Source organism: Phyllobacterium sp. CCNWLW183 (genome assembly GCF_037203775.1).
Classification (GTDB): Bacteria; Pseudomonadota; Alphaproteobacteria; order Rhizobiales; family Rhizobiaceae; genus Phyllobacterium; species Phyllobacterium ifriqiyense.
Map to the genome: position 1 here is coordinate 330,702 of NZ_JBBCBN010000003.1, position 26,109 is coordinate 356,810.

Annotated in this window: 25 protein-coding genes; 11 read left to right on the forward strand and 14 right to left on the reverse strand. The window is 54.3% G+C overall.

Features of this window, described 5'->3' with window-relative positions:
* Positions 1–150: 150 nt before the first annotated feature.
* Positions 151–1,077 carry an adenylate/guanylate cyclase domain-containing protein gene (locus tag V9K95_RS09705; RefSeq protein WP_307282403.1) on the reverse strand — a complete coding sequence of 309 codons (927 nt, stop codon included), beginning with the start codon at positions 1,075–1,077 and terminating at the stop codon, positions 151–153.
* Between the two features lie 267 nt (positions 1,078–1,344).
* Between V9K95_RS09705 and sugE the strand changes: the two genes are divergently transcribed.
* The 4 genes from sugE to V9K95_RS09725 all read left to right on the forward strand — a co-directional run bounded on the left by sugE (position 1,345) and on the right by V9K95_RS09725 (position 4,373).
* Positions 1,345–1,659, forward strand: coding sequence for a quaternary ammonium compound efflux SMR transporter SugE (gene sugE / locus V9K95_RS09710; protein ID WP_115051407.1), 315 nt, complete (start codon positions 1,345–1,347; stop codon positions 1,657–1,659).
* A 287-nt stretch (positions 1,660–1,946) separates the two neighbouring features.
* Positions 1,947–2,726: a molybdopterin-synthase adenylyltransferase MoeB gene (locus V9K95_RS09715; RefSeq protein WP_336440674.1), complete on the forward strand. Its 780-nt coding sequence runs from the start codon at positions 1,947–1,949 to the stop codon at positions 2,724–2,726.
* Positions 2,716–3,972 carry an aconitase X catalytic domain-containing protein gene (locus V9K95_RS09720; RefSeq protein WP_336440675.1) on the forward strand — a complete coding sequence of 419 codons (1,257 nt, stop codon included), beginning with the start codon at positions 2,716–2,718 and terminating at the stop codon, positions 3,970–3,972. The genes V9K95_RS09715 and V9K95_RS09720 overlap by 11 nt, the downstream gene beginning before the upstream one ends.
* Positions 3,969–4,373: an aconitase X swivel domain-containing protein gene (locus V9K95_RS09725; RefSeq protein WP_336440676.1), complete on the forward strand. Its 405-nt coding sequence runs from the start codon at positions 3,969–3,971 to the stop codon at positions 4,371–4,373. The genes V9K95_RS09720 and V9K95_RS09725 overlap by 4 nt, the downstream gene beginning before the upstream one ends.
* Positions 4,374–4,571: 198 nt before the next feature.
* Here V9K95_RS09725 and V9K95_RS09730 read toward each other — a convergent pair whose 3' ends face one another.
* Positions 4,572–5,573, reverse strand: a complete 1,002-nt coding sequence (locus V9K95_RS09730) for a 2-hydroxyacid dehydrogenase (protein ID WP_115051612.1) — start codon at positions 5,571–5,573, stop codon at positions 4,572–4,574.
* Positions 5,574–5,779: 206 nt separating this feature from the next.
* Here V9K95_RS09730 and V9K95_RS09735 point away from each other — a divergent pair, with 206 nt between their 5' ends.
* On the forward strand, positions 5,780–6,340 hold the full coding sequence (locus V9K95_RS09735; RefSeq protein WP_435530078.1) for an SH3 domain-containing protein: 561 nt from the start codon (positions 5,780–5,782) through the stop codon (positions 6,338–6,340).
* Here V9K95_RS09735 and V9K95_RS09740 read toward each other — a convergent pair.
* Positions 6,337–7,863 carry an MFS transporter gene (locus tag V9K95_RS09740; RefSeq protein ID WP_336440677.1) on the reverse strand — a complete coding sequence of 509 codons (1,527 nt, stop codon included), beginning with the start codon at positions 7,861–7,863 and terminating at the stop codon, positions 6,337–6,339. The two genes, V9K95_RS09735 and V9K95_RS09740, sit on opposite strands and share 4 nt — an antisense overlap.
* A gap of 130 nt (positions 7,864–7,993) precedes the next feature.
* Between V9K95_RS09740 and V9K95_RS09745 the strand changes: the two genes are divergently transcribed.
* Positions 7,994–8,884: a LysR family transcriptional regulator gene (locus V9K95_RS09745; protein ID WP_115051411.1), complete on the forward strand. Its 891-nt coding sequence runs from the start codon at positions 7,994–7,996 to the stop codon at positions 8,882–8,884.
* 118 nt (positions 8,885–9,002) lie between these two features.
* Here V9K95_RS09745 and irrA read toward each other — a convergent pair whose 3' ends face one another.
* Complete coding sequence (irrA, locus tag V9K95_RS09750) at positions 9,003–9,434, reverse strand: iron response transcriptional regulator IrrA (protein ID WP_115051412.1); 432 nt, start codon at positions 9,432–9,434, stop codon at positions 9,003–9,005.
* A 307-nt stretch (positions 9,435–9,741) separates the two neighbouring features.
* On the opposite strand from irrA, the gene fabA reads away from it, so the two are divergent.
* The 3 genes from fabA to fabI are packed head-to-tail and all read left to right on the forward strand — an operon-like array spanning position 9,742 to position 12,338.
* Positions 9,742–10,257, forward strand: a complete 516-nt coding sequence (fabA, locus tag V9K95_RS09755) for a 3-hydroxyacyl-[acyl-carrier-protein] dehydratase FabA (RefSeq protein WP_008122449.1) — start codon at positions 9,742–9,744, stop codon at positions 10,255–10,257.
* Positions 10,258–10,286: 29 nt separating this feature from the next.
* Complete coding sequence (fabB, locus tag V9K95_RS09760; protein WP_115051413.1) at positions 10,287–11,513, forward strand: beta-ketoacyl-ACP synthase I; 1,227 nt, start codon at positions 10,287–10,289, stop codon at positions 11,511–11,513.
* 9 nt (positions 11,514–11,522) lie between these two features.
* Entirely contained in the window at positions 11,523–12,338 is an 816-nt protein-coding gene (gene fabI / locus V9K95_RS09765) for an enoyl-ACP reductase FabI (protein WP_336440678.1), read from the forward strand.
* Positions 12,339–12,481: 143 nt separating this feature from the next.
* On the opposite strand, the gene V9K95_RS09770 is transcribed toward fabI, so the two are convergent.
* From V9K95_RS09770 to rpsO, 3 genes are all read right to left on the reverse strand, one after another.
* Positions 12,482–13,498: a class I SAM-dependent methyltransferase gene (locus V9K95_RS09770; RefSeq protein ID WP_336440679.1), complete on the reverse strand. Its 1,017-nt coding sequence runs from the start codon at positions 13,496–13,498 to the stop codon at positions 12,482–12,484.
* Between the two features lie 81 nt (positions 13,499–13,579).
* Entirely contained in the window at positions 13,580–15,721 is a 2,142-nt protein-coding gene (gene pnp, locus V9K95_RS09775) for a polyribonucleotide nucleotidyltransferase (RefSeq protein ID WP_115051415.1), read from the reverse strand.
* Between the two features lie 217 nt (positions 15,722–15,938).
* Positions 15,939–16,208: a 30S ribosomal protein S15 gene (rpsO, locus tag V9K95_RS09780; protein ID WP_008122441.1), complete on the reverse strand. Its 270-nt coding sequence runs from the start codon at positions 16,206–16,208 to the stop codon at positions 15,939–15,941.
* A gap of 242 nt (positions 16,209–16,450) precedes the next feature.
* On the opposite strand from rpsO, the gene V9K95_RS09785 reads away from it, so the two are divergent.
* Entirely contained in the window at positions 16,451–16,798 is a 348-nt protein-coding gene (locus tag V9K95_RS09785; protein ID WP_336440680.1) for a gamma-glutamylcyclotransferase family protein, read from the forward strand.
* On the opposite strand, the gene truB is transcribed toward V9K95_RS09785, so the two are convergent.
* The 6 genes from truB to rimP all read right to left on the reverse strand — a co-directional run bounded on the left by truB (position 16,795) and on the right by rimP (position 24,105).
* Positions 16,795–17,766, reverse strand: a complete 972-nt coding sequence (gene truB / locus V9K95_RS09790) for a tRNA pseudouridine(55) synthase TruB (RefSeq protein WP_115051418.1) — start codon at positions 17,764–17,766, stop codon at positions 16,795–16,797. The genes V9K95_RS09785 and truB overlap by 4 nt on opposite strands.
* Entirely contained in the window at positions 17,767–18,222 is a 456-nt protein-coding gene (gene rbfA, locus V9K95_RS09795) for a 30S ribosome-binding factor RbfA (RefSeq protein ID WP_115051419.1), read from the reverse strand.
* A 79-nt stretch (positions 18,223–18,301) separates the two neighbouring features.
* Entirely contained in the window at positions 18,302–21,121 is a 2,820-nt protein-coding gene (gene infB / locus V9K95_RS09800; protein WP_307282379.1) for a translation initiation factor IF-2, read from the reverse strand.
* Positions 21,118–21,771, reverse strand: a complete 654-nt coding sequence (locus tag V9K95_RS09805; RefSeq protein ID WP_115051421.1) for an RNA-binding protein — start codon at positions 21,769–21,771, stop codon at positions 21,118–21,120. Before V9K95_RS09805 ends, infB begins: the two co-directional genes overlap by 4 nt.
* 16 nt (positions 21,772–21,787) lie before the next feature.
* Positions 21,788–23,389 carry a transcription termination factor NusA gene (gene nusA / locus V9K95_RS09810; RefSeq protein WP_115051422.1) on the reverse strand — a complete coding sequence of 534 codons (1,602 nt, stop codon included), beginning with the start codon at positions 23,387–23,389 and terminating at the stop codon, positions 21,788–21,790.
* A 62-nt stretch (positions 23,390–23,451) separates the two neighbouring features.
* Positions 23,452–24,105 (reverse strand): ribosome maturation factor RimP, encoded by a 654-nt coding sequence (gene rimP, locus V9K95_RS09815; RefSeq protein ID WP_336440681.1) that lies wholly within the window; start codon positions 24,103–24,105, stop codon positions 23,452–23,454.
* Positions 24,106–24,373: 268 nt separating this feature from the next.
* On the opposite strand from rimP, the gene V9K95_RS09820 reads away from it, so the two are divergent.
* Complete coding sequence (locus tag V9K95_RS09820) at positions 24,374–24,538, forward strand: hypothetical protein (protein WP_307282376.1); 165 nt, start codon at positions 24,374–24,376, stop codon at positions 24,536–24,538.
* A 26-nt stretch (positions 24,539–24,564) separates the two neighbouring features.
* On the opposite strand, the gene V9K95_RS09825 is transcribed toward V9K95_RS09820, so the two are convergent.
* Positions 24,565–26,109: a tripartite tricarboxylate transporter permease gene (locus V9K95_RS09825; RefSeq protein ID WP_115051424.1), complete on the reverse strand. Its 1,545-nt coding sequence runs from the start codon at positions 26,107–26,109 to the stop codon at positions 24,565–24,567.

A 26,109-nucleotide genomic window follows, 5' to 3' on the forward strand; every position in this document is an offset into this window, starting at 1 on the left:
GCTTACAAGGCAGGATTGAGGCCGAGGGCAAAACATGCGCCCATGGCAGGTACTGATGAAAACAGAGAATGAAGAAACTTGGTTACCAAGTGGTTGATGGGGAGAAAATTCAGTCTGAAGTCCTTCTTCGCTCCCGGTGCAAGCCGGTAATCAACCGCCAGCACTGCGGCGATAGCGCATGACCCAACGAATACCTCCAATAACTGCTATGGCGAGTAATGGCCATGCCGCCCAGAATCTCCCTTCCCAGGAAATCATGTTGATGCCCGCTATTGTCAGTCCGATGACCACAAGAGCGGCAATAAAGCGATCAATGCGCTCCGCCGTTTTAGCCCAGCGCAGCCCCCATATTGCTGCCAACACAAGAAGCGGCCAGCGCGACCAGAAGGTGCCGTCCCATGAGAGAAAATTGATGCCGACCAGTCCGATGGCAATGATCGCAAGCAAAGCCAGGCTTGTGCTTTTAGATGCTGCGGCCGTCGCGCCCGTTCTGGTCAAATCAGCTCTGTACCCGTCATTTACTGCAGGAGTAACAGGCTGCGCCTGCTTTGTGTCTTCACCAATCCGCACCGCATAGCTGAGAACGCCACCCTCAATATTCTTGACCTGAAGTTGCCCGAGGCATTCAAATCCGACCGCCAGTTTGTTGCGAACCTGATCATAGACCGTATTGGATATAACGATGCCGCCAGCAGAAGCCGATGCCTGCAAGCGCGCAGCAACATTCACGCCGTCCCCGTAAATATCGTCGCCTTCTGCAATCACATCGCCAAGATTGATGCCGATACGAAACAGCATGCGGGTTTCATCCGGACGGTCGGCATTATAACCGGCAAGTTCCGTTTGCACATCGAGGGCAGCGCGCACCGCCTCCACGACGCTGGAAAACTCCGCGATCAACCCATCGCCCCAAGTGTTGATGACCCGGCCGTAATGTGCCTCAATCAGCCTGCTCATCGCTTCCCTGTAAAGCTTGAGCGTGTCAAGCGTGCCTTCTTCGTCAGCGCGCATCATGCGCGTATAATCCTGCACATCTGCGGAAAAGATCGTGGTCAGCTTGCGGCGCGTTTCGGGCATGGCATCCGTTCTCCCCCGGCTCTTGCCTTGCTTTTGCGGCGAGAAACCCTCGCGACTGAGTTGGAGAATATAGTTTCAAACCGTTTGTGGGAAGGACTGTTCTGCTCTTTCACTCCCCTTGATGTTAAACACCAAAAATACTCATCGCGTCGCTGGCTTGCCTAATTCGCCGTCCGACCTTAAATCAATCTGTGAAGGACGACCTTCACGCGATAATGCGCTTCAGACAAATCCGGGACGGCCCGACAGTTCAAAAGGATGGTCGTCATGGCCTGGATTATTCTCATAACCGCAGGACTTTTCGAAATCGGCTGGGCCATCGGGCTCAAATATACCGATGGCTTTACCAAGTTTACGCCTTCAATTCTCACCGCTGGCAGCATGATTATCAGCGTCGTGCTTCTTGGTATTGCCCTACGCGATCTGCCAGTTGGTAGCGCCTATGCGGTGTGGACCGGCATTGGCACAGTGGGCACCGCGCTGCTTGGCATGTATATTTTCGGCGAGCCTGCTACTGTGGTGCGGCTTGTCTGTATCGGGTTGATTGTTGCCGGTATCGGCGGGCTGAAGTTTTTGGCGTAGCACGAGAGCTGCACATAAGTATTGCGTGGTTCGCCCTTCAACAAGCTCGGGGGGTTCACCGTAAGAAAGGTGGGATGATCGCAATAATACCGCGGGCATCTCCGTGACATTCCATCCAGACCACCTCTCCGTCACCCTCGGGCTTGATCCGAGGGTCCAAAGACAGATGGTAGAAAATTGGATCCTCGGGTCAAGCCCGAAGATGACGAAGAGGTGGTGGTGTTTTCCTTGAGGGAGGGATAATTCGGCGCATTGGTTTCAGGTTCATCATCCCCTAGAGTAGCAGCATGATCGATCAGCCGAATACTGCCCTTTCCTCTTCTGAAGTTGAACGCTATGCCCGCCATATCATTCTTGGTGAAATTGGCGGCCCTGGTCAGCAAAAGCTGAAGCGCGCCCGCGTGCTCGTGGTGGGCGCGGGTGGGCTTGGTGCGCCTGTGCTGCAATATCTGGCTGCGGCGGGCATTGGCACACTCGGCATTGTCGATGATGACCGTGTTTCCCTGTCAAATCTGCAAAGGCAGATCATCCATTCGACCGAGCTGGTCGGCTCCCCCAAGGGAGAAAGCGCGGCGCGAGCAATCGCAGCGATTAATCCGCATGTCATCGCCGAGGTGCATGATATGCGCCTTGCGCCCGACAATGCCGCCGATCTCGTTTGCCGCTACGATATTGTTGTCGATGGCTCAGATAATTTCGATACGCGCTATCTGCTGGCCGATACTTGCCTTGCTCAAAAGCGCCCGCTGGTTTCGGCAGCGCTGGGGCGGTTTGACGGATCGCTGACCACACTCATGCCCTATGCCACCAACAGCGACGGGGGTTCAAATCCCTCCTACCGCGATCTCTTTCCAAACCCGCCGCCACCCGGGCTTGTTCCTGCCTGCGCCGAAGCGGGGGTGCTTGGCGTCCTTCCCGGCGTCATCGGCACCTTGCAGGCAACCGAGGTCATCAAGCTTGTCACCGGCATAGGCGAGCCGCTGATCGGCAAGCTCCTCCTTTACGATGCGCTGACCTCTCGCTTTGAAACAATCAAATACCGGGCCAGAAAAGCCGATGGCGCTTGAACTTTCCGAGGAACAGCGCGCAATCGCCAGCGGTTCGCGCGGCGAAGGTTCCGCCATGGCCATGCGTATCGTTGCTGCGACAGCGCGGCTAATGGGTGCGCCATCGCTGATCCCAATTGCCTCCGCGCATATTGATGGCGCGCTTTACCATGGCGATAGCGGCACGCTTTTCGCAGAAAAGCTGGTTGAGGGCGGCGCCAAGGTTGCCGTGCGCGCCACGCTGAATGTCGGCTCGCTTGATCTTACCGGCTGTTCTAAAAATCGCTTGCCAGCCCATGAGCGCGATATGGCGCGGCGAATGATGGACGCCTATCGCGTGCTTGGCTGCGAGCCAAGCTGGACCTGCGCGCCCTATCAGGCCGGTCATCGTCCGGCGCTTGGCAGCGATGTCGCATGGGGCGAATCCAATGCGGTTGTGTTCTGCAACTCAGTACTGGGCGCACGCACCAATCGCTATGGCGATTTTCTTGATATTGCCTGCGCCATTGCCGGTTTTGCCCCCTATTATGGGTTGCACATACCGGAAAACCGCCGTGCCACAATCATTTTTGACGTCGATGCGATTGATCCGGCATTTTTGCGCTCGGAAGTTGCATGGCCCATTCTTGGCAGTCTGTTTGGGCGCGAGATTGGCGATGCCATTGGCGTTGTGGCTGGGGTCCATGCTCATCCTGGGGAGGATGCCTTGAAAGCTTTCGGCGCGGCCTCGGCTTCGGCGGGCGCTGTCGGACTTTTCCATGTAGCAGGCGTGACACCGGAAGCGCCGGATCTGGCGACCGCGCTACATCATCAAGCGCCGCAAGCGGTCATCCATGTAACGAACGAGATGATTGCGGATTCGCGTCGGCGTCTTTCCACCGCGCGCGACATGGCGCGCATTGATGCCGTCGCCATTGGCAGTCCACATCTTTCGGTGTCGGAGTTTGACCGGCTTGAAACCCTCATTGCCGGACGAAAACTCAAGATTCCGCTTTATGCCTGCACTGGACGCCACGCGCTTGCCGCATTGGAGGGCAATGACCGCCGCCAGTCGCTGGAGGCGTCGGGCGTGGTCATTGTCGCTGATACCTGTGTTGTGGTTACGCCGATCCTGCCGGATATTGAAGGCGCGGTGCTTATGACCAATTCCGGCAAATTCGCCCATTACGCGCCGGGCAATACGGGCTATGGCGTCATTTACGGCTCCATGGCTGAATGCGTCGAAAGCGCTATATTGGCGCGTCCTGTCTTTGGTGCATCGGCATGAGGGCGGAAATTCTGGTTCAGGGGCAAGCGACGCGTGCCGATGCGCTAGTACTGACCGCGCCGATCAGCTTCTGGGGCGGGGTTAACCCCAAGACAGGCTTGATCGCCGATGTCCGCCATCCGCAGCATGGTGTTTCGATCACCGGCAAAGTGCTTTGCCTGCCGGGAACGATTGGCTCATCTTCGGCAGCAGCCGTTTTGCTGGAATTGGTCTCGGCGGGTCTGGCGCCTGCCGCAATCGTCCTGCACGAGCCCGACGCAATTTTGCTGCTTGGCCTCATCGTTGCCCAGGAAATGGGCCATACAACGCCGATGGCCCTGCGGATGGATCGCGGAGACTTTGCAGGGTTTGTTGAGCGTGAGCTTTGTATAAGCGCCGAGGGTTCGATCGGCGTTATTTAAATCCTAGCATTGGCGCTGCGCGCGGTTCGACGGGGCTCACCATGAGGAATGTGGTGGGATGCAGCAGATAGAGCCAACTTGTTAGCTCTCTGCGTTCTGCTTCTCTTGCAATCAGCCAATCTTCCTCATGGTGAGCTCATCCTGAGCTTGTCGAAGGGCGAACCACGCAAAACAGGTTTGCCAAATCTCGATAAATTCTCACCGGTCCCTTGGCAGCACGCGATCTGGCGGTCTGTGCCCATCGATAAAGGTGCGGATATTAATGATGACCTTCTCGCCCATATCAATACGACCTTCCAGCGTAGCGGAGCCCATATGCGGGAGGATGACCACCTTGCCCGCCTTGGCGAGCTTGCGCAGCTTGGAATTAACGGCTGGCTCATGTTCAAACACATCCAGCGCTGCGCCGGACAATTTGCCCTGATCCAATTGGTCGATCAGCGCCTGCTCATCAATGATCTGGCCGCGCGCCGTGTTAACGATAAAGGCTGTCGGCTGCATCAGCGCAATGCGGCGGGCAGAGAGCAAATGGAATGTCGCGGGTGTCGAGGGACAATTGACCGAGATAATATCCATGCGCGCCAGCATCTGGTCGAGGCTTTCCCAATAGGTCGCCTCCAGCTCTTCTTCGGTCTTCGGGCTCACCGGCTTGCGGTTATGATAATGGATTGAAAGGCCAAAGGCCTTGGCGCGGCGGGCAACGGCAGTGCCGATGCGGCCCATGCCGACAATGCCGAGACGTTTGCCCCAGATACGGCGGCCGAGCATCCAGGTTGGACCCCAGCCCTCCCATTTTCCGTCATCAAGCAGAATGGACGCACCCTCTACGAGACGACGCGGTACTGCCAGCATCAGTGCCATGGTCATGTCGGCGGTGTCTTCGGTCAAAACGTTTGGGGTATTGGTTACAGTGATGCCGCGTGCAGCCGCGGCTACAACATCAATATTGTCGGTGCCATTGCCGAAATTGGCGATCAGCTTGAGATTTGGACCTGCCGCCTTGATGACCTCTTCATCAATACGGTCCGTCACGGTCGGCACGAGAACATTGGCCTGCGAAACCGCCTCGATCAACTCCGCCTTGGTCAACCGCCGATCATCAACATTCAACCGTGCCTCGAAAAGTTCGCGCATGCGCGTTTCGATGGGGTCCGGCAATTTGCGGGTAATTACGACCAGAGGCTTTTTGCTCACCGATATTCCCCTCCCTTTCGCCTGCAATATTGAGAGCTCTTTAACCAAACCATTGCAAACTGCAATTGCTGTTATGCCGCTCTGGCGCGAAACTTGTCACGCCTGAACAACTGTCTACCAAGGCCAGACATAGAAGACAAAGAAAAACAAGGATCGTTCCGCGATCAGATGAAAATCACCAGGTTGAACGGAACGATGAAGGACCAATATTGTTGACGATTAAGAAATTCCGCCTTTTCGCCGTTTCCACAAGTCTTGCCGCAGTGCTCGTTACGGCAGCACCGCTGAGCCTGCCCGCGCTTGTCAAAGCCGAGGCCGCCGGGCAGATCGGCCCCAGTGGATTACCCCTGCCGCGTTTCGTCAGCCTCAAGCCCGGACGCGTCAATCTGCGTGTTGGCCCCGGACGCGATTATGCGGTGACATGGCTGTTTCTTAAATCCGGCCTGCCAGTCGAAATTGTCCAGGAGTATGATAATTGGCGGCGGATACGCGATTCGGAAGGCACTGAGGGCTGGGTGTATCAATCATTGCTGTCAGGCAAACGGACCGGCATGACTGCACCTTGGCAAAAGGACAAGGACGGGGTCATGCTCAATGTCTTTGCCAAGGCAGATGACAAGACACCCGTTGTTGCGAAAGTACAACCGGGTGTTCTTGGTACATTGAAGAATTGCAATGGTGATTACTGCCGTGTGGTTTTTGGTGGCGCAAGCGGCTGGATGCGCCAGAACGAGATTTGGGGTGCCTATCCCGGCGAGAAATTCGAGGATTAGGCCGAGGCTGTTTTTTCCGACAATTGCTTTGGCCGGAAAACCAAATAGCTGCAAAGCGCCAGAATCCACACCGAGACTGCACCGTAAAGCAGCACCCAGCCATAGCCATGGATAAGCGCAGACCGAATGACCGAGGCGGAAAGGCCCGGCAATTCGGTTGCTATTGCCGCAAGGTTTCCTGATGCGATGCGCTCTGCTGCCGAATAGAGCGTCGTTCCGGACAGAGCCTCTTGCGCAACGCTTTGCAAATGCGCCGAAACACCACTGATAAGGATAAAGCCCATAAGCGCTATGTTGATTGCAAGCGCAGTCAGGCGCGCACTCATATCAATCCCTGACGCCATGCCGGCACGGTTGCTTGCCACAGCTCCCGTTGCAGTGTTGGTGACTGGCGTATTGGTCAGGCCCAAGCCCGTTCCCGCGAGCACCGCACCGGGCAGCATGGTTAGCCAGCTTGCATTTTCCATGCCTGATCCCAACCACATTAAAACAAAGCCAAGACCGATGATGAAAAGTCCCATCGGAATGACAGTACCGGGTCCGAATCGCAGGGTCAGCTTTTCGGCAATAGGCGGGACAATCAAGGTTGGCAGCGTATAGGCAAGGACGGCAAGTCCCGTCGCCACATTGCTATAGCCAAGCGCGGCTTGAAAATAGAGCGGCAGATAAATCATGAATGGCCAGAAACAAAAATTCATGCCCATGGAGCCAAACATTGCACCGGAAAAACTCCGCACCTTGAAGACCGAAAAATCAAACATGGGATAGGGATGGTGCCGCTCGATCATTACAAAGGCGAAAAGACCAGCTAGAGACAGCCCGATCGCGCTCAGAGCAAGAGTGCTGGCAAACCCGGTAACAGGCCCCTGCGTGATGAAAAATACGAGGCAGAAAACCGCAACCGAGTAGGTTCCCATGCCAAAAAAGTCGAGCGACTTGGCTTCCTGATCCGAGGATTCCGTCACGCCCGCATAGGCAAGTACAAAGGTTACAGCTGCGACAACCGCGTGAACCAGAAACACCCATTTCCAATCCAGCAATGCCAGAATCATACCGCCAATAATGGGTCCGAACCCTAGGCCTATGCCAAAAATGACGCCCCATACAGCAAAGGCACGGGCGCGCTGTTGGGCGTCGGAAAATAAATGCGACAGAACCGATATATGACCGATCAGCATGATGCCGCCGCTGATCCCTTGCAGAAATCTGGCGGCAATCAGCACAGCCATATTTTGTGCCAAACCACAAACCAGCGATGTCACACCGAACATTACAATACTGATCAAAAAGACCCGCTTGCGGCCAAACCGGTCAGCAAGCGTCCCTGCTGCCATCAGGACCGAGGTGCAAGCCAGCGTATAGGCGGTCATGACCCATTGCAGCTCATTGAAACTGCCGTGCAAAACCTGCTCCAGGACTGACAAGATGACAGGGACGCTGGAGATTTCCAGCCCGAACATGAGCGAAGCCAAACAGACCGCTGCCAAAGCAAGCGGTGTTCTGGCCGAGGTAGAACTGATCATGGGTAGATACTCTCTGGTTAAATGGTGCCGGAGGACCACACAGCAGGTGCCCCGTGACTATCGTTGTAAAGGGAGATGTCTTATGATAGAAATGATATAATTTCGCGTATTAATTAACATTGGTCATGAAATGAATCCCGACTTTGATCCACCGCTTTTGCGCGCTTTCATTGCCGTCGTCGATACCGGCAGCTTCACCCATGCAGCGCAACGCTTGCACCTGACCCAATCGGCGATCAGTCATCAGATAAGACGTTTGGAGGAGCAGGTCGGCACGCCTCTGCTCTACAGGACAACGCGCGCTTTAACTTTGACCCCGAGCGGCGTCGATTTCTTGCAATGCGCCAAACAGATTATTGTGATGCTGGACAGTCTGTCCCAGCGGTTCAATCCGTCGCCAGTCACAGGGATCGTACGGTTCGGCGTTATCGAAAATTTCCTGGGTGATAAATTGGCGCATCTGCTTTGCCAGTTCGGCCGCACATATCCCTCCATTACCCTTGATGTGAATGTCAGCCCCAATCTTGATTTGACAGCGATGGTTGCCGCCGGGCAACTCGATTTGGCAGTGCTGCTATGCAAGGAAAATGACGCTGATTGTGGTTCCGTCCTGCGTAAAACACGGCAAGTATGGGTAGCAGCTGACAATTTTACGCTTGCTCCCGGTGCATCGCTGCCGCTTGCCTTGTCCCCTTCGCCCTGTTTTCATCGGCGTGCCTGCGCCACTGCTCTTGAAGAGACCAATTTGGGCTGGCACATTGTTTTCACCTCGCCAAGCCAGCATGGCCTTCACGCCGCTGTTCTCTCAGGACTGGCAATTACCATCATGCCCGATGATGATGTGAGGCCCGGCATGCGAATTGTTGATGGTCAATATGGCTTGCCGCCGCTGCCCGACGCTGCTTTTGTTCTTGCATGGAGCGAAGGCAATAAAACTGATGCGGCCTGTGAATTTGGCAAAATGATCGAAGAAATGTCCCGTGCGCCCATGCAATCACAAAAGATTACGGTTCCGGCATAGGCAGGAAAGCGCATCATTGAAAGCGAAGTTAAGAGGCGGAAGGTGATGTTTACAGCGTCGGCGTTTTACAGAAAGATGCGTATCAAGCTTTCCCTTGGACGCTCGACCGTTCTGCGCTTCAGCCGCGCTTCTTGCGCAGTCGAATGACGATATCGACGTTGACGATTTCCATGCCCTCAGGAACAGGCGGCAGATGACCTACCATGGCGGAGCCATCTGGAATATCGATGACCTCGTTTTCACCTTCAACGAAAAAGTGATGATGGTCGGAGGTATTGGTATCGAAATAAGTCTTTGCACCTTCAACCGCCAGAATGCGCAACATTCCGGCTTGCGTGAATTGATGCAGTGTATTGTAGACCGTCGCCAGCGAAACGGGCACATCGGCGCCAAGCGCCTCTTCGTGCAGCTCTTCGGCTGAAAGATGGCGGTCGCCTTTGGAGAAAATAAGGTTTGCAAGGGCAATACGCTGACGGGTGGGCCTCAGACCAGCAAAGCGCAGGCGCTCCTGTAAGGGAACGTCGGCGTCAATTTCATAAGAAATATGCATGGCGCTTGTGCCACTCCGTTAACTGATATCCAAAGTCGCACAACAGATTTTTATTCAGCGTGCTACACCATTCATATATGCCGTCTTGCGAAATCGATCAATAGGCAGCAAATACGCCGATAATATGTGCTTTGCCAAGGATTCAGTCGCATAAGTTTCGCACTGTTTCCAGTGAAAGCAAGGGTTCCATTTGCGCGTGGTTTGCTCTAGGAAGCGTTTTCAGGCGGAAACACTCTATGATAGGGTCCTGCAGCCTGGATGTCGTGTGCCCCAAGCGCAAGATTTGAAGTTACCGATGGGAGAAAGAATGCCAGAACAGAAATCAAGCTACGGCTACGAAGAGCTCCTGGCTTGCGCCCGTGGAGAGATGTTCGGTCAGGGCAATGCCCAACTGCCAGCACCACCTATGCTGATGTTCGACCGCATTACCGAGATTTCTGAAACGGGCGGTGAAAACGGCAAGGGCTATATCCGCGCTGAATTTGATATCAAGCCTGACCTCTGGTTCTTTCCCTGCCACTTCATTGGCGATCCGGTCATGCCAGGTTGTCTCGGACTCGATGCCATGTGGCAATTGACCGGCTTTTATCTCGGCTGGCTCGGCGAGCCTGGCAAAGGCCGCGCTCTATCCACGGGCGAGGTAAAATTCACCGGAATGGTTACGCCAAAAAATAAACTTGTCGAATATGGCATTGATTTCAAGCGTGTAATGCGCGGTCGTCTGGTCCTTGGCATTGCCGATGGCTGGCTAAAGGTCGATGGCGAGACTATCTACAAGGCAACCGACCTGCGGGTTGGCTTGTTCAAGGAAAGCGCGGCGTAAGCCGATGCAATACCTTTAAGGAGATCGCAATGCGGCGAGTGGTTGTGACGGGCATGGGTATTGTGTCCTCTATAGGCAATAATGTGCAGGAGGTTCTCGAATCCCTGCGTACAGCGAAATCGGGCATCGTCTTCGCAGAAGAATATGCAGCCCATGGTTTTCGCAGCCAAGTCAAGGGCGCTCCAACGCTCGACCCGTCTACTCTGGTTGACCGGCGCGCCATGCGTTTTCACGGCGGCGGCACGGCATGGAACCATGTAGCCATGGATCAGGCCATTGCTGATGCCGGCCTTGACGAGAGCCATATCTCCAATGAGCGCACCGGCATCATCATGGGCTCTGGCGGCTCCTCCACACGAACAATTGTTGAGGCCGCTGAGAAGACCATTGAATCCGGCTCCAGCAAAAAAGTCGGGCCCTTCGCTGTGCCAAAGGCCATGTCTTCAACTGCGTCGGCAACGCTTGCTACATGGTTCAAGATCAAAGGCGTGAATTATTCTATCTCTTCGGCTTGCGCGACCTCCAACCATTGCGTCGGCAATGCCTATGAGATGATCCAATATGGCAAACAGGACATGATGTTTGCTGGTGGCTGCGAAGATCTCGATTGGACGCTCTCCGTGCTGTTTGACGGAATGGGCGCGATGTCATCGAAATTCAATGACCGGCCGTCCGTCGCCTCGCGTGCCTACGATAAGAATCGCGATGGCTTTGTCATTTCCGGTGGCGCAGGTGTTCTCGTTCTTGAAGAGTTGGAACATGCCAAAGCGCGCGGCGCCAAGATTTACGGCGAACTGGTCGGCTATGGCGTGACCTCTGACGGGGCCGATATGGTTGCACCGAGCGGCGAAGGCGCTGCACGCTGCATGCGTATGGCTATCGCCAACGTCAAGGGCAAGGTCGATTATATCAATCCGCATGCGACTTCTACACCTGTTGGGGATCTGAAGGAAATTGAGGCGATCCGCGAAGTTTTCGGCTCCGGCGATCAGTGCCCGCCGATTTCTGCCACCAAATCTTTGACCGGCCATTCGCAGGGCGCGACAGGCGTGCATGAGTCGATCTATTCGCTGCTGATGCTCAACAATGATTTTATCGCGGAAAGCGCCAATATCGAAGAACTCGATCCGGCATTTGAAGATATGCCAATCGTGCGCAAGCGCATCGACAATGTAAAATTAAACACAGTCCTGACCAATTCCTTCGGATTTGGCGGCACGAATGCGTCGCTGGTCTTCCAGCGCTACGAGGGTTGAGGAATCAAAATGGGTGATCTGATGAAGGGCAAGCGCGGTCTCATCATGGGAGTCGCGAACAGCCATTCCATTGCCTGGGGCATTGCCAAGGAACTCGCCGACAATGATGCTGAGCTTGCCTTCACCTATCAGGGTGATGCATTTGGCAAGCGTGTGGCACCTTTGGCCGAACAGCTTGGCTCCAAGTTGCTGCTCCCCTGTGATGTCGAAGACATTGCAACAGTCGATGCTGTTTTCGAGACCCTGGAAAAAGAATGGGGCACGATCGATTTTGTCGTGCATGCCATCGGTTTTTCCGACAAATCACAATTGAAGGGCCGCTATGCGGATGTAACCACGCGCGACAACTTCTCGCGGACAATGGTTATTTCAGCCTATTCCTTCACCGAGGTCGCGCAGCGCGCTTCAAAGCTGATGAAGGAAGGTGGCTCTATTCTGACGCTGACCTATGGCGGCTCCACCCGCGTTATGCCGAACTACAATGTCATGGGTGTCGCCAAGGCCGCTCTTGAAGCCATGGTGCGTTATCTGGCCGCTGATTATGGTCCGGAAGGAATTCGCGTCAATGCAATCTCTGCGGGTCCTGTGCGGACTTTAGCCGGTGCTGGCATTGGCGATGCCCGCGCCATGTTCTCCTATCAGCAGCGCAACGCACCTTTGCGACGCACAGTTGATATTGGCGACGTTGGCCGTTCGGCCCTCTATCTCCTGTCAGATCTATCAAGCGGCGTGACTGGCGAAATCCACTATGTGGACTCCGGCTATAACATTGTTTCAATGCCTACATTGGAAGAGCTGAAAAAATCCGATGACGGCAAGGAATAATCTCCAGCCAGTATCTATAATTGAGAACTGATCTGCCGGTTTGAACCTAAAATTTAGAGAATCGGCAGATTTTCACCGAAAAACCATCGAAAATGACCGAGAATTCTCTACCTTAGATCGAAAATTAGTTGCGTGCGGTAGAGCTACTTCTTCGCTTCAATGATTTTGTACCCGGAATTGTCCTCAATGGGCGTCACGTGCTTGAACAACGATTTCAGTCCTGCCTCGTAGGGCATTTGCCGGTTGGCAACGAGTAGGAGCCGACCACCCGGCTTCATTCGTTTTGCAGCCGCTGCGATAAATCCCTGCCCCATTGTGGGATCGGCGCTTCGCCCGGCATGAAATGGCGGATTCATCACGATCGTGTCGTAAATCTCTGTAATTGCTTCGCTATTTACATCATGCCAGTGGAACTTAACGGGTATTGCGCCACCCGTAATATTGGTTTTCGCAGCTTCCAGCGCTTCGAAATCGGCCTCATATAGGTCCAGCGATTTCAGCTTTTCGGGGTATTTCAGCACCTCACTGGCAAGATAACCCCAGCCCGCTCCAAAGTCCGCTACATGACCGCTGATGCGTCCTGCGAAATGCTTGACCAGCATTGCTGAACCATTGTCGATAGCAGTGTGTGAGAACATGCCCGGCGCCGTATTGAAACGACTTTCAACTTGCGTTGATTTTGGCGCAAGCTCTTGAATCTTTTCAGCATTTATTCCATTAGCACGAACAAACCAGAAGGCAACAGCGTGGTTTTTTGAAAGCCTGTCTTCTACCGGAGCAATGCTTTCTACGGTCTTGCGGAAGCTATCTACACCCAGTTTTTTATTGCCGCAGACAACTATTCGCCCGCCTGCTTTGACCTGATGCAATGCCTGGGCCAACCAGCCTTCGTTGCGGCCACGATGCTTGCCAAGTAAGATCAAAGCGCCATCAAACTGTTCATCGCCCTGTAGTCTTGGAACAGCGTTAAATCCTGCCTTCTGCAAGGTGAGATAATCCGGTTTGAACGGTTGAAGACAGGTCAGGATAGACTTCCACTCATCTGCAATAGCGCGATCAGCTTCCGCGCCGAGAAACAACCATGACGCGCCTTTACCAGGCACGGGCAGTATCTCGTCTTCGAACGGAAGGAACAGTGTCTGGAGAGCGCCGTTGGCCATGAGTGGGTCCATCTATAGATAGTTATAACAAGAAAAAAGCGCGCCACTGGGGCGCGCCTTTATTATTACATGGAAGAAAGATTACTCAGCGTCTTCCTGAGCCTTCTTTTCCTGAACGATTTCCTTGCCGGTTTCCTGATCGACAACCTTCATCGACAGGCGAACCTTGCCACGTTCGTCAAAGCCCATGAGCTTGACCCAGACCTTCTGGCCTTCTTTGACAACATCTGAAGTCTTGGCAACGCGATCGGAAGCAAGCTGCGAGATGTGAACCAAGCCGTCGCGTGGACCAAAGAAGTTTACGAAGGCGCCGAAGTCAGCAGTCTTTACAACTGTGCCTTCATAGATCTCGCCTACTTCAGGTTCTGCAACAATCGAGTGGATCCACTTGCGGGCAGCTTCGATTTCCTTGGCAGAGGACGATGCAATCTTGACTGTACCATCGTCTTCAATGTTGATCTTCGCGCCCGTCTTTTCGACGATTTCGCGAATGACCTTGCCGCCTGAACCGATAACATCACGGATCTTGTCGGTCGGAATGTTCATGACTTCAATGCGTGGTGCAAATTCACCGAGTTCCGAACGGCCTTCAGTGATGGCCTTTGCCATTTCACCAAGAATATGCAGACGGCCATCCTTGGCCTGAGCCAAAGCAACCTTCATGATCTCTTCGGTGATGCCGTCGATCTTGATATCCATCTGCAGAGCAGTGATACCATTTTCAGAACCGGCCACCTTGAAGTCCATATCGCCAAGATGATCTTCGTCGCCGAGAATGTCGGAAAGAACAGCGAATTTCTCGCCTTCCAGGATCAAGCCCATTGCGATACCAGCAACGGGACGCAGCAGTGGAACGCCAGCATCCATAAGGGCAAGCGATGTTCCGCAAACCGTAGCCATCGAGGATGAACCATTGGATTCAGTGATCTCGGAGACTGTACGCAGCGTGTAAGGGAACTGTTCCTTGGCAGGCAGAACCGGATGAATAGCACGCCATGCAAGCTTGCCATGACCGATTTCACGACGGCCTGGCGAACCCATGCGACCTGTTTCACCGACCGAATAGGGCGGGAAATTGTAGTGAAGCATGAATGTCTCTTTGTACATGCCGGTCAGCGAGTCGATATATTGCTCGTCTTCGCCTGTGCCGAGCGTAGCAACAACGATGGCCTGTGTTTCACCACGGGTGAACAGAGCCGAACCGTGTGTACGAGGCAAAAGACCAACTTCCGAAACGATAGGGCGAACTGTTGAAAGATCGCGGCCATCGATGCGGCTGCCTGTGTCGAGAATGTTCCAGCGAACGATCTTCGCCTGAACTGACTTGAATACGGTCGCGATTTCTTCTGCGGAAAATTCTGGCTCTTCAACGCCTTCGGGGAAGAAATGCGCCTTCACCTTAGCCTTGGCAGCGTCAACCGCGTTGTAGCGATCCTGCTTGTCAATGATCTTGTAAGCGGCGCGCAAATCTGCCTCAACAACCTTGAGGACAGCAGCTTCCGCTGCTGAAAGGTCATCGGTCTGGAAATCGCGTGGCTCTTTGGCAGCGACTTCAGCAAGCTTGATGATCGCATCGATAACCGGCTGGAAGCTGCGATGACCGAACATGACAGCGCCGAGCATGATGTCTTCAGCCAATTCCTTGGCTTCCGATTCAACCATCAGAACTGCCTCGCCTGTACCGGCGACGACCAGATCTAGGCTCGATTCAGGCATTTCATCGACAGTTGGGTTCAGGCGGTATTCGCCATTGATGTAGCCAACGCGTGCGCCACCGATCGGGCCCATGAAAGGAACGCCGGAAAGTGTCAGAGCAGCGGAAGCGCCGATCAGCGAGATGATGTCCGGATTGTTTTCAAGATCATGCTGAATAACAGTCAGAACGACCTGGGTGTCATTCTTGTAGCCGTCAGCAAAGAGAGGACGGATCGGACGGTCGATCAGGCGCGAAACCAGTGTTTCGTTTTCGCTGGGACGGCCTTCACGCTTGAAGTAACCACCAGGAATTTTGCCGGCTGCGTAGGTCTTTTCCTGATAGTTGACAGTCAGTGGGAAAAAGTCCTGACCAGCCTTTGGTGCCTTGGCGGAAACAACAGTGGCAAGCACGACTGTCTCACCATAAGTGGCCAGAACCGCGCCATCAGCCTGGCGGGCAATCTTGCCGGTTTCCAGAATGAGCGGACGTCCGCCCCATTCGATTTCAACTTTGTGTTGATTAAACATATCTTGTCCTTGAGTGGAGAAAAACGCGCTTCCCTTTGGATCGCAGCATCTTTCTTCCGTTTCGTTTAGACCAATCACGGGCAAGACAATTTGCAACTCGCATAACGAGTTGCCAGCAATCCTGCCCCATGACCTGTCTCATGGGTATTCTTCATTCCTTGAAGGAATGAGTAGAAACCGGCGGGACAGAAATGTCACCGCCGGTTTCAATCCGTTATTAGCGGCGCAGGCCGAGCTTTTCGATCAGCGTCTGGTAGCGGCTCTGATCAATCTTCTTGAGATAATCAAGAAGGCTGCGGCGCGTCGAGACGAGCTTGAGAAGACCACGGCGGGAATGGTTATCCTTTTTGTGGTCCTTGAAATGTTCGGTCAAATTGACAATGCGCTCTGTCAGAACTGCAACCTGGACTTCCGGAGAACCGGTATCGCCTGGCTTCGTTGCATATTCAGTGATCACTGCCTGCTTGCGTTCAGCGGTTATCGACATCGTATATCCTTTCTTTTGAAGAGGAAAACAGGATGCCCACGGCCGGGATGTCGTCCAGCGGGGGCCAGTTAAAGCGACAGACAAAGCCTGAAGCTTGGGGCCGTATAGTCGAAATTGTGACGAATTACCAGTCGCAAATGATTCTTGGAGCTTTTCCGGCCGATAGCGCTGATTTTCGCTATTGCGAATGTGAAAGCATTTGCCGCAAATATGCTCCCAACTAAATTGGGAAGCCTTGCATTATGAATGACACTCCTTGGATCAACCTATTCTCCTACGGGACCCTGCAATTGGAGAGCGTTCAAATATCGTCGTTCGGGCGGTTGCTTACCGGTTACAAGGATGCCATTCCGGGGTTCAGCCGCTCAATGGTGGAAATCACTGATCCCGATGTCATTCGGGCAAGCGGTAGCAATGTTCATCCCATTGTCAGGCCGAGTGGTAATCCTGCAGACGAGGTAGAGGGAACCCTATTTCACATTACCGAGCAAGAACTCGCTGCTGCCGATGCCTATGAGGTTTCAGACTACAAGCGAATTGAAGTCCGCCTGAAATCCGGCATCAAAGCCTGGGTCTATGTAAAGGCCTAATGCGCAAAAACCCGCTTGGGGTTGAATTGTCCATGCTCGATAAAGCCAATGGCTAGAAGCTTGCCCTTGGCTGTTACACAGGCCTCATCAGCCTCCACAGGTGCGTCACGGCCTCGCAAAATAATCGGATTGCCCATGCGAATCCGATGCGCCTGATCGTCAGATATGGCAATTTGCGGCAGACTTTCCAGCGCAGCGCCCGTATCGATCAAAAAGGCATCCATAACAGAGAAACGTTCGGCAAGACGCTCATATGAGCCTTCGTCACCCTCCCCTTCGGCAGGTGCCGGGGGATGTGCAGCTTCTAGTTCTTCGAGTGTTACAAAATCTGCCTCATCGAAAGGCGCAACTTCCGTTCGACGCAGATCGGCAATGTGGCCGTAACACCCAAGATCACGACCCATATCGCGGGCGAGCGAGCGCACGTAGGTGCCTTTGCCACACTCAACTTCAAAAATTGCAGTAGCCTCGTCAGGGCGTTCAATCAGCTCAAGTCGGTCAATCTCGACTTCTCGCGCAGGTATCTCGACCTCTTCGCCGCCGCGTGCCAGATCATAGGCCCGTTCGCCAGCGATCTTGATGGCTGAGAATTTCGGTGGGGTCTGCTGGATCACGCCAGTATATTTCGGCAGTACCGCCTTGATCGCCGCTTCGTCTGGGCGATTATCCGATGTAGCGCTGATTTCACCTTCCAGATCATCTGTCGTGCGTTCGGCACCCCAGCTCACCGTGAAGCGATAAATCTTTGTGCCATCCATCACATAGGGCACGGTTTTGGTCGCCTCGCCCAGGGCAATCGGCAACATGCCCGAAGCCAAGGGATCAAGCGTGCCCGCATGACCAGCTTTTTCCGCTTTGAACAGCCATTTTATCTTGGAGACGGCCTCCGTCGAGCCCATGCCTTTCGGCTTGTCAAAGATCAGCCAGCCGGATACCGGACGGCCCTTTTTCTTGCGCTGTCTTGCCATTTAATTATCGCCATGTCCCGGCACATCACCCGGATTCGGATCACCGCCATCATCATCGTCATGGTCATCATCCAGATCGCGTGTGACCTCCGGTTTGCGCAGCAAAGCGTCAATCTTCGCGTAATTATCGAAGCTTGTATCAATGCGAAAGCGAAACTCCGGCATATATTTCATGGATTTAAGGTATGTGCCTGCACGCCCGCGGATAAATTTAGCATGCTTGTTCAAGGCGGTAATGACACCTTCACTATCCGTTGCACCGACGGGCGATACGAAACAGGTAGCAATCTTCAAATCCGGTGACATGCGCACTTCGGAGATTGCAATGACGGCATTCTCAAGCTTGTCATCCCGCACATCGCCCCGTTGCAGCACTTGTGAAACCGCATGTCGCACCTGCTCGCTGACGCGTAGCTGGCGTTGAGATGGACCTGATCCGGTAGCAAAACGAGCCATTATTACCTATCCAGACAAACAAGAGATCGCCGGATTATTATTCCGGCGATCCTGTTATCAATAATCGAGACGCTTGAGTTTAGAGCGTGCGGGTTACATGTTCGACGCGGAAAGCTTCGATTGTATCGCCTGCGCGAATATCCTCGTAGTTTTCAAACGCCATACCGCATTCCTGACCCATCGGCACTTCGGATACTTCATCCTTGAAGCGCTTGAGCGTCTTGAGCTTGCCTTCGTGGATGACAACGTTGTCGCGGATAAGGCGTACGCCTGCACCACGTTCGACCTTGCCTTCCGTGACACGGCAACCGGCGACCTTGCCGACCTTCGTGATATTGAAGACTTCCAGAATTTCCGCATTGCCGATGAAGGTTTCGCGGCGTTCTGGAGAAAGAAGACCGGACATTGCTGCTTTCACATCATCTACCAGATCGTAAATGATGTTGTAGTAGCGAATTTCGATGCCTTCGCGTTCAGCCAGATCACGAGCCTGCTTGTTGGCGCGTACGTTGAAGCCGATGATTGCAGCGTTCGATGCTTCTGCAAGCGCGATATCACTTTCGGTGATTCCGCCCGCACCCGAATGGATGATGCGCGCGCGTACTTCTTCAGTACCTAGCTTGTCGAGAGCGCCGGCAATGGCTTCGATTGAGCCCTGTACGTCACCCTTGATGAGCAACGGGAACTCTTTCAAGCCGGTAACTTGCAACTGGCTCATCATCTGCTCAAGCGATCCACGAGAACCGGCTTGCTTGGCCACAGCCTTTTCACGGGCCAGACGTGTGCGATATTCGGAAATCTCGCGTGCCTTGGCTTCGTTTTCAACAACGGCAAAACGATCACCCGCTTGTGGCGGTCCGCCAAGACCGAGAACCTCAACCGGCATGGCCGGTCCGGCATCCTTCATGTTTTCGCCACGGTCATTGATCAGTGCGCGAACACGGCCCCATTCACTACCGGCAACAATGATGTCGCCAGGGTGCAGAGTACCCTTCTGCACGAGAACAGTAGCCACCGAACCGCGACCGCGATCAAGCTTGGCTTCGATAACCACACCTTCCGCCGTACGAATTGGATCGGCCTTGAGATCCAGAACTTCTGCCTGAAGCAAGATTGTTTCAAGAAGCTTGTCCAGGCCAACGCCGGTTTTCGCAGACACCTCAACGTCCAGCGTTTCGCCGCCCATCGATTCTACAAAAACTTCGTGCTGAAGCAATCCGTTACGCACCTTCTGCGGATCGGCAGAAGGCTTGTCGATCTTGTTGATCGCGACAATGATCGGAACGCCTGCCGCCTTGGCATGATTGATTGATTCAATCGTCTGCGGCATCACGCTATCATCAGCCGCAACCACCAGAATGGCGATATCGGTTGCTTGGGCACCGCGTGCGCGCATTGCCGTGAAGGCAGCGTGGCCCGGGGTATCGATGAAGGTGATCTTCTGACCGTTCTGCTCAACTTGGTAAGCACCAATATGCTGGGTAATGCCACCGGCTTCACCGGATACAACGTTCGCCTTGCGGATAGCGTCCAGCAATGAAGTCTTGCCGTGATCGACGTGACCCATAATGGTGACAACAGGTGGCCGTGATACGAATGCACCCTGATCATCCTGAACGTTAAAGATACCTTCTTCAACGTCCGATTCGGCAACGCGGCGAACCGTGTGACCGAATTCTTCGGCAATCAGCTGAGCCATATCGGCATCGATCAAATCGCCCGGCTTCATCATCTGGCCTTCTTTCATCAAATATTTGATGACGTCGACCGAACGCTCAGCCATACGCTGGGCAAGTTCCTGAATGGTGATGGTTTCCGGCAGAACGACTTCACGCGCGATCTTTTCGCGTGTTTCCTGCTGCATGCCGCGCTTGAACTTTTCCTGGCGGCGGCGCATGGCGGAAAGCGAACGGCTGCGGCCTTCATCATTGAGCGCAGAGCCCAATGTCAGCTTGCCGCGACGGCGTTCATCTTCACCTTTGACAACCTTAGGGGTGCGAACTTCAGGCTTTGCCGGGGCAGCACTGCTGCCGCGACGCGCGCCTGCCGGACTACCGCGGCGGGTCTCTTCTTCTTCCGCAACATTGGTCTTGCGAACGGATACTTTCGAGCTAGCCTCTTCAGTAGCGGCAGACTCGGGTTGACGCTTGCGTGATTCTTCTTCAGCGCGCTGCTTGGCCTGAGCTTCCTTGCGCAGACGCTCTTCTTCTTCTGCCTGACGGCGAGCGGATTCTTCACGCTCCTTGGCGCGCAACGCATCTTCTTCTGCGCGGCGGGCAGCTTCGATAGCTGCCTTGGCCCGATCCTCAATATCGCGTGCTTTAGACCCTTCAAGAGCTTTGCGGCGCGCTTCAAGCTCGGCTGCCGATAGCGTATTCAAGACCATGCCTGAACGATCATTCGGTCGCTGACCGGACGAACGGTATGGCTGTCCGGGACGCTGCGGCGATGATGGTTGAGCCCCACCGCGCTGTGCAGGGCGAGCAGGGGTGGCCGGTGCCGTAGCCTTGCTGGATGGAGCGGCAGCGGGTGCCGGCGCAGCCGAGCGAGGTTCTGGCGCAGGTGCAGGAGCAGCAGCAACTGGCTGAGGCGCAGCGGCAGCTGGCTGGGATACAGCCGGCGCAACTGGTGCCGCCGTCACTGGCGCAGCAGGCGCTGGCGCAGCAGGCGCTGTCTGAACAGGTGCTGGCGCTGGAGCCGGAGCAGCAACAGGCGCAACCTCCGGCTTCTGGTCCGGCAGGCTGAACTTGCGCTTCTTCGTTTCAACGACAACAGACTTCGTCCGCCCGTGGCTGAAATTCTGGCGCACCGTGCTTTGTTCGATACCGGGCCGCTTCAGGGTCAGGGTTTTCTTATTGACGCCAAGCGTCTTGTCGTCTGTCGATTTTATATCGCTCATTCCGTTTCCGTTTCCTTCGCAGCAGTTGCCGCTTTAGCGCTGGTCTGCTCGTCCAGACCCACGCGAAAATGCTGTAGCATCCAGACTCGTTTCATGAGTCCGGCAGCTGCCCTCCCTCTGAGTACGGCAGCATGTATCACATTAACCCCACCCAATGCCAAATCCATTTCATCGCTACTGAACAATGAAAGGGCGGGTATATCAGGTCCGTCGGCATAAACTACCGAACGCCGGGCCTGGTCAAGCTTTCGGACGCCGTCTTCCGCTGCTTCAGAAGCATGCAGCACAAGTCCTGCTGTGCCGTTGCGGATGGCGATATCCACTTTTGCGGCCCCTGTTATCACAACACCGGCCTTTCGCGCCAACCCAAAACTTCCCAAAGCCGATTTTACCAGCATCTGGTCGACGATCTGCCCGAAATTATCGGGAACTGTCACCGCTGTTTTCAGTCCACGCGGGAAAAGCTTTCGCTTTACCGCTTCGTCAATATAGCGCCGCTGGGCCTTGACCCAACATCCCCGTCCGGGAAGGTTGTGCTTTAAGTCAGCAACAACCGATCCATCGGGGCCAGCTACAAACCGGATCATGTCATCGACAGAACCTGCTTCACGCGTGACGATGCACGTTCTGTCGTTCATATCCGCTTCCATTTTCAAGCTACTGGGCTCAGCCAGCAACCTCTTCTTCAGCGTCGGCTTCGGTCTCGGTTGCAACGAGATCATCTTCCGTGATCCATCCAGCCTTCAAACGAGCAGCGAGCACCATCTGTTCCGCATCTGCACGGCTTACTTCAAATGCCGACAAAATGCCGGGGAAATTTACAGTTTCCCCGTCCTTGCGCTCACGCCATCCGGTCAGTTCGTCAACAGCATAGCCAGCAAAATCTTCCACGGTTTTGACACCGTCTTCACCGACGGCAACCAGAATCGCGTTGGTCATGCCTGGCAGATCACGAAGTTCGTCCGAGACACCCAATTCCTTGCGGCGGGCATCACGCTCTTCTTCTATTCGGCCCAGATATTCCTGCGCGCGCTGTTGAATTTCAGTCGCCGTGTCCTCGTCGAAACCATCGATCGAGGAAATATCGTCGCTATCAACATAAGCGATTTCTTCAACGCTGGCAAAACCTTCGGAGGCAAGAACCTGACCGACCATTTCATCAACGTCCAAGGCTTCCATGAACAGGTTGGAGCGTTCGACAAATTCCTTCTGACGGCGCTCGGACTCTTCCTGCTCTGTGAGGATGTCGATATCCCAGCCTGTCAATTGCGAGGCCAAGCGGACATTCTGACCGCGACGACCGATCGCTAGTGATAATTGGTCATCCGGAACCACAACTTCAATACGCTCGGCATCTTCATCGAGAACAACTTTGGAAACTTCCGCCGGCTGCAATGCATTAACGATAAAGGAAGCAGGCTCTGGTGACCAAGGAATAATGTCGATCTTTTCGCCCTGAAGCTCACCGACAACAGCCTGAACGCGCGAACCACGCATACCGACGCAAGCGCCGACTGGATCAATCGACGAATCACGCGAAATAACAGCAATCTTGGCGCGTGAACCCGGATCACGGGCTACTGATTTGATTTCAATGATGCCGTCATAAATTTCCGGTACTTCCATGGTGAAAAGCTTCGCCATGAATTGCGGGTGCGTGCGGCTCAGGAAAATCTGCGGACCGCGCTGTTCGCGGCGCACATCATAAACATAGGCGCGAACACGGTCCCCATAGCGGAAAGTTTCGCGGGGGATCAATTCGTCACGACGAACAATAGCTTCACCGCGACCGAGATCCACGATCACATTGCCATATTCAACACGCTTGACGCTACCATTGATGATTTCGCCGACGCGATCCTTGTATTCGTCATACTGGCGGTCGCGCTCTGCTTCGCGCACTTTCTGCACGATAACCTGTTTTGCAGACTGTGCCGCGATGCGACCGAAATCCATCGGAGGCAATTGGTCCGCAAGGAAATCGCCTGGCTGCGCATCAGGGTTACGATCGCGGGCGGCATCCATACCAATCTGCGTGACCGGATCTTCAACGGTTTCGACGACTTCAAGCAGGCGTTGCAACTTGATTTCGCCCGTCTTGGCGTTGATGTCGGCGCGGATATTGGTTTCCTGGCCATAACGCGAGCGCGCAGCTTTCTGAATGGCATCGGCCATAGCCGCAATAACGATCTCGCGGTCAATCGACTTCTCGCGCGCAACCGCATCGGCGATCTGCAGAAGTTCTAGCCTGTTTGCACTGACTGCCATTTTCTTCTCCTTGGGTTCACCACCACGCTTCCTCTGCGGGCGTATGAAATTCAATCCGGTTGTTAGCTCTGCTCTTCGTCCGAAGCGTTCGCTTCGTCAGTGTCCGAGCTATTATCTTCTGGTATGCGGCCTTCGCGCAGATCCTTGTCGCGGCGCAATGCATCGCGAATGAGATCATCCGTTAAAATAAGACGGGCATCGGCAATCATTTCGAATGGAACCTCGACAGCTGGCTTGTCGCCATAGGTCGCCTGATCGCTTTCGATCGTTATTGATTGATCTGTAACGTTGGCGATCCGGCCGCGAAACTTTTTCCTGCCATCGAGAACTGCGGAAGTATCAACCTTTACGATATGCCCACTCCAGACCGAAAAATCCGACTTCCGCACGAGCGGACGGTCGATCCCCGGGGAGGACACTTCCAGATGATAATTCCGGTCAATCGGATCTTCAACATCAAGAACCGGAGACAGCGTGCGGCTCACAAGCTCACAATCTTCAACGGTCATGGTGCCATCGTTCCGCTCAGTCATAATCTGTAGCGTAAGTCCATTAAGACCTGAAAGGCGCGCCCGAACAAGCCGGAAACCTATAGACTGAAGTACCGGCTCAATAATTGAAGCAACACGTGCATCAATGCCGGTTTCCGTAATAATACGCTCTTCCAGGCCAGTTGCCGGTATAGCTTGCTCTTCTGTATTGGTGCCGTCTGTCACGCAAATTTTCCTTGTTTTGGCCCCAAGAAACAAAAAAGAGCGGGACCTGTGTGGACCCACCCCTGTTCTAACGACCAAGAATATACGATCTGTATACCGAAACGGGCGGAGACTTTCAAGCGCCGTGACAAATTTCTGCGAACCCAGACCTCCTGTGGTCTGTATAGGTCAATTCGCATAGCTGCCTTGCATAAGAAGCTCTTACTAAACTTGCCTCTCATCCCTATCTTTGTTGCATCGCAATATAAACGCGAAAAGGATGAATAAAATGAGCAAGAATTCCGCAAGTTCCAAGATCAGCCGCATGCTGAACGTATTCGGCAGCGCCGTCGCAGTTGCATCAGCCACACGCACTGGCCACCAGCCAATTGCTTCGGATCTGCGCACGCTGGGCATTGATCCGGTTCAGTTCAGCTCCATCCACCGGAACTAATCGGTCCGGTGGACGGTGAATGAAGCTTAGTCTTCGTTCGCTGCAAGCGAGGCCAGAACTTTACCTTGGCCTCGGGCACGCATGATGAGCGGTATAACCACCGCACAGACAGCCAGAACCAGCAAGGTTACCGCGATTGGTGACCCGACCAATACAGAGAAGTCGCCCTGACTGATCTGGATGGCGCGACGCAATTGCGTTTCAGCCATCGGGCCAAGGATAAGGCCGACAACAACCGGCGCAATCGGATAACCGAATTGCCGCATGAAGTAGCCAAACAATCCAAAAAGTATCAGCATTGCCAATTCGAACGAGAAGGCGAGCCATCCAAGTTGAAAGACTGCGGAATTTGCTCCTATCGTTCCTAACGTTGCGAAAACAAGAATGCCCGCATAAAGCCATGGCTTGGGAATAGACAGCAAGCGCACCCAAAGGCCGATAAGTGGCAGATTCAGCACCAGCAGCATAAGGTTGGCTACCAGAAGGCTGGCAATCAAGCCCCACACCAATTGCGGGCTTGTTACAAACAGCAATGGCCCGGGCTGAAGTCCGAATTGCTGGAAACCCGCAAGCATGATCGCTGCAGTTGCAGTTGTCGGCAAACCAAGCGTCAGCAGTGGAACCAATGTACCTGCGGCAGAGGCATTATTGGCCGCTTCCGGTCCTGCCACACCCTCAATCGCGCCATGACCAAACTCTTCCGGCTTTTTCGCAAGTTGCTTTTCCACGGAGTAGGAAAGGAACGTACCGATTTCAGCACCGCCGGCAGGCATTGCCCCGATAGGAAAGCCGATAAATGTTCCGCGCAGCCATGGCTTCCACGAACGTGACCAATCTTCCTTGGTCATCCAGATCGAACCTTTAACCGCTTCGATTTTTTCGTCCATTGAAGAGCGTGAGGCCGCAACGGCAAGTGTTTCGCCAATCGCAAAAAGCGCGACTGCCAAGGTGGTGACTTCAATCCCGTCAAGCAAATCGGGAATGCCGAAGGCAAGCCTTGCTTGTCCTGTCAATTGGTCCTGCCCCACCAGACCCAGTGCCAGTCCGATGAACAGCGCTGTCAGGCCGCGTAAAGTAGAATCACCAAAGGCCGCGGAAACCGTCATGAACGCCAGAACCATGAGAGCAAAATACTCCGCAGGTCCAAACGACAAGGCGAACTTCACTATCCAGGGCGCGACAAGCGCCAGACCGATGGTCGCAATCAAACCCGCTACAAAGGAACCAATTGCTGCCGTGGCAAGAGCCGGTCCGCCGCGTCCCGCGCGGGCCATCTTGTTGCCTTCAAGCGCCGTGACGATCGAAGAGCTTTCGCCCGGTGTGTTCAGCAGGATGGATGTCGTCGACCCGCCATACATGCCCCCGTAGTAAATACCGGCAAACATGATGAGTGACCCGGCAGGGTCCAGTTTGTAAGTGACGGGTAGCAAAAGCGCCACCGTCAAAGCCGGGCCGATGCCCGGAAGCACGCCAACAGCGGTGCCCAATGTCACGCCGATCAGGGCGTAGAGAAGGTTCATCGGGTCCATCGCAACGGCGAAGCCCTGGAACAGCAATCCAAACGTGTCCAT